General features: G+C 36.3%; 4 protein-coding genes. All 4 read right to left on the reverse strand.

Features of this window, described 5'->3' with window-relative positions; translation table 11 throughout:
• A partial coding sequence (locus tag PHQ99_07505; GenBank protein ID MDD4289415.1) for a 6-phosphofructokinase occupies positions 1-904 on the reverse strand: 904 nt, incomplete at its 3' end.
• 36 nt (positions 905-940) lie between these two features.
• Positions 941-2230 (reverse strand): lactate racemase domain-containing protein, encoded by a 1290-nt coding sequence (locus PHQ99_07510; protein ID MDD4289416.1) that lies wholly within the window; start codon positions 2228-2230, stop codon positions 941-943.
• Between the two features lie 75 nt (positions 2231-2305).
• The gene (locus tag PHQ99_07515; protein MDD4289417.1) at positions 2306-2665 is read right to left on the reverse strand and encodes a four helix bundle protein; all 360 of its coding nucleotides are present in this window, start codon (positions 2663-2665) and stop codon (positions 2306-2308) included.
• Between the two features lie 104 nt (positions 2666-2769).
• Positions 2770-3881, reverse strand: a 1112-nt coding sequence (locus PHQ99_07520; protein ID MDD4289418.1) for an NAD(P)-binding domain-containing protein, incomplete at its 5' end; no start/stop codon positions are given.

Here is a 3881-nt window from a genome sequence, read left to right on the forward strand (position 1 = left end):
CAGATCTTCCATCTTTATCTTTTCTGTCCTGGCCGTTAAGATGATTGATTAGTAATTTTCCCACTGTTGAACCACTGGCGCTGAACTGGGCATGGCCAAAACTGTCTTGTAATATCGACAGGTCTCCCAAATTGACTCCTTCGCCTATAACCACGATACAGCGTCCAAATTCCTCTAATTGTTTATTTACACTTTTGGTTATAAATTCTAAATTAGACTTACCATCATCTTTAGAAAGAGCCTCCGGTAGAAATATCTTAAGGGGCATATCTCTTTTTGGATCTGCCAAACGAGCTGCAGCAGGAATAAATCCAATTTTCCTACCCATAACCGTAATAACTAAAACCGGGTCACTGGTATAGCTGGCTTGATTTTCTTCATTAGCCTCCAGGATATTGATAGCTAGATTCCTGACTACACTTCCATATCCCGGGTCATGGTCACATATTGCAAAAGTTCCATCAGACTGTAAGATGCCACCAACATCATTATCTATAGTCTTGGGCATACCTACGGCTATTAAATCCAACCCCTGTTCCCTAGCAGCAATACTAACCTTGTTAGCAGTATCCATGGAATCATTACCACCGCAATAGAAAAAATAACCTATATTGTGTGCTTTGAAAACTTCAACTATTCTATTTAAATCTTCTTCATTCTTTATCTTATAACGGCAACTGCCCAATGTGCCTGCAGAAGGTGTTTGTGAAAGCAATTCTATTTGATGTTTGTCCTGAGCTGAAATATCGATTAGTTCTTCATTTAATACACCTAAAATTCCCATTTTGGCGCCTAATATACTATCTACTTTGTTTGATTCCATTAGTACATCTATGGCACCCTTAACAGTATTATTTATTACTGAAGTAGGCCCACCAGATTGGGCTATAACAGCATTTCGCATTCGTTATCTCCTATCCTTTCAATTTTTTATTATGGTCTAGTTTTTTAATTTATATAGATATTTCCCTCCATGTTCAATCCATAATTTGTGAGGGCCTTCAAAGTCTTCTTTTTGAATAGTAGCTGGATCACGATAACCAAGACCAACTCTCTGACAAACATCTTCAGGTATACCAGTAGCTAATGTTACCTGAAAATCAAATAATTCCTCTCCGTTTTTCGGATTATACTCAGCATTGCCACGGACATTTATGACATGAGCAGCAACATTTCTGGAAGTATCAGGATATTTTTTAAGATAGTCGATTACATAGTCCTTACCATGATATCCTAAACTTCTCATAGTCCAGTCCATCTCTTTTTGGGAATGAAAAAATTTAATATGGGGTGCATAGATGATAATTTCTCCTTCCCTTGCCATTACACCTGGATACTGTAATTTATAGGAGCCCTTTCCCGCAGTCCAGACTTCATCATAACAGAGATCCATTACCTGAACAGCCTGTTCAAGAGGTTCCTCTATATAGACAATATGTATTTTTGAACTGGCCTCTGCAGTAGCTTCGTAGGCTTTAATAAAACCCTCAAAACCTATCCCTGTATACAAACCCTTTGGAATAATAATGCTTTCCTGCCCTTCCTCAAATAGCATATTAAAGGAAACAACCGGGGCTTTGATAGCCTCAAAAATATAAGAAGATCCTTTATTTATAACCTTCCTGGCAGGATTATCCACTGACCCAATAATGCTTGGGATACCAACCAGCACTGCAGCCCAGTGTAATAGATCAATAACAGTCGGCCCGGATATACCGGGAAAAAATATTTTTAATCCCCCTGAATAACCTGCAGACTCGTGAGGCGAAGTTCCGGATAAGGTTACAATTAAATCATAATTATCCAGAATAAGTTTATTTACTACAACCGGAATTGATTGGTTTAATTCTCCCTTAGTCTGTTCAGATACAAAGGAAGAATCAATTTCTCCAACTGTGGATAGATCCTCTTGCTGGTCAAAATGATGATTATATAAATTATGAAAAACTATGTCATCTTTATCTATTAACCCCAGTTTAATCTTTATTTCCTGTTCAGACATCTTTCGATGTGTACCACCGGCATTAAGACTATCAATCCTTTTTAGGTGTTTATTTTTCAATTCCCGATAAATTATCGGTACTAATCTATCTGTAAAATCAGTCCTGGTATAATCAGGGTGAATTATTAAAGCCTTATTTATTTTTGAAAAATCTTTTAGTGCTTCCCTGACCATATCTTCCAACTGTACATCAGTCAATTCACCCTGAAGATTTTCTATTGATAACATACTATCCCCCTATTGAAGTGATGAGTGATGAGTAATAAGTAATAAGTAATAAACTCTGGATACATCTGCTTAATATTATCTCTTCAAAGAATATATCAATCCATTTAACAATTTTTGTATCAATTTAACAGCATTTAATAGAGAATCTAAATCATTTAAATACCCTAACCTGCTGGCAATAATTATTTGCATTTCGAGTTCAGCTAATGAACCTAAGGCAATATACAAAAATTTAATAAATTCTTTTTTAGAACTTCTAGCAGCCCCCTCAGCAATATTTGAAGGTACAGAAACTGCCGATCTTCTTATTTGATTTGTTAACCCATAAATTTCTTTATTGGGAAAAGATTCAGTTATTCTGTAAATATTATCTACTAAATCTACACTTTTATTCCAAACTTTAAGATCTCTATGGTTCCTTATTTTTTTGTCCATTTCTTGTCATTCTTGCTGTATAGCTATCTGTATTTTTTTAATACTACCTATTACTAATTACTTTAATATTTGCTCATTACTCTTTACTAATTACTTATTACTCTTTAGTTCCATTCTTCTTCCGGACGACCTTGAAGCATCCATTGAGTATGGAATTCCTTCCATTTATTATCCTGGTTTAAAATAATTTCCGGATTGTTAATACCTTTTAGTTTAAAATAGCCGTGTGCCCCAAAATAATCTCTTTGAATAGCTGCAAGCTGAGCTGAAACCATAATTGGACTGCCTAACTGTAAAATATAATCAAAGGAACCATCCATTGCAGGTACAGGTACTCCTGCTTTATGGGCAATCTCGATAAAGCGGTTTAACTTAGCAAAATTATTCTGGACCACTTCCAGAAAACGTGGTGCTACCAGCAAACTTAGTAAATCAGGATTGTCCTTATAAGCCTTGGTAATCTCATCTAAAAATTGTGCCCTGATTATGCATCCGGCACGCCATCCTTCAACAATATTTTTCAGGTTCAGATTAAATTTATATTCTTCTGATGCTGCCTGTAATAAAGCCATCCCCTGTGCATAAGAAGAAAGTTTCGACAGGTAAAGTGCATCATGGGCAATCTGGATTATTTCTTTCTTATTAATGTTGATATTTTTTTCTCCATATGAAGACAATGTCCGGGAAAGCTGAAGTCTTTGGTCTTTATTTTGAGACATCTCTCTGGAGAAAACAGCAGCAGTAATAGTTGGAATGGGAACTAACAGCTCTAATGCACTCTGGACCGTCCAGGTGCCTGTTCCCTTCATCCTTGTTATATCTGCCACTACATCAATAAGCGAATGATTACCGTTTTTCCCTTTTTCTTTCATGCTATCCGCAGTAATCTCAATCAAATAGGAACTTAAAACATCATCATAACTATTCCATTTTTCTACAATTTCACCAATCTCTTCAGAACTCAAACCAAAGGCCTTTTTTAAAGTCCAGACACATTCGCCAATTAACTGCATATCTCCATATTCAATCCCATTATGTACCATCTTAACATAATGACCTGCACCATGTGGCCCTATATAGGATACACACGGTTTATCATCATGAGCCTTTGCAGAAATTTTTTCAAACAAGTCTTGCATCAGTTTGTAGGCTTCTTCCTGACCACCGGGCATAATTGCAGGACCTTTTAATGCCCCTTCTTCTCCCCCTGATATTC

This window comes from Atribacterota bacterium (genome assembly GCA_028703475.1).
Classification (GTDB): Bacteria; Atribacterota; Phoenicimicrobiia; order Phoenicimicrobiales; family Stramentimicrobiaceae; genus JAQVMU01.

Coding starts and splice junctions, on each gene's coding strand:
- PHQ99_07510 (MDD4289416.1), bottom strand. CDS start 2,230: ATGTTATCAATAGAAAATCTTCAGGGTGAATTGACTGATGTACAGTTG.
- PHQ99_07515 (MDD4289417.1), bottom strand. CDS start 2,665: ATGGACAAAAAAATAAGGAACCATAGAGATCTTAAAGTTTGGAATAAA.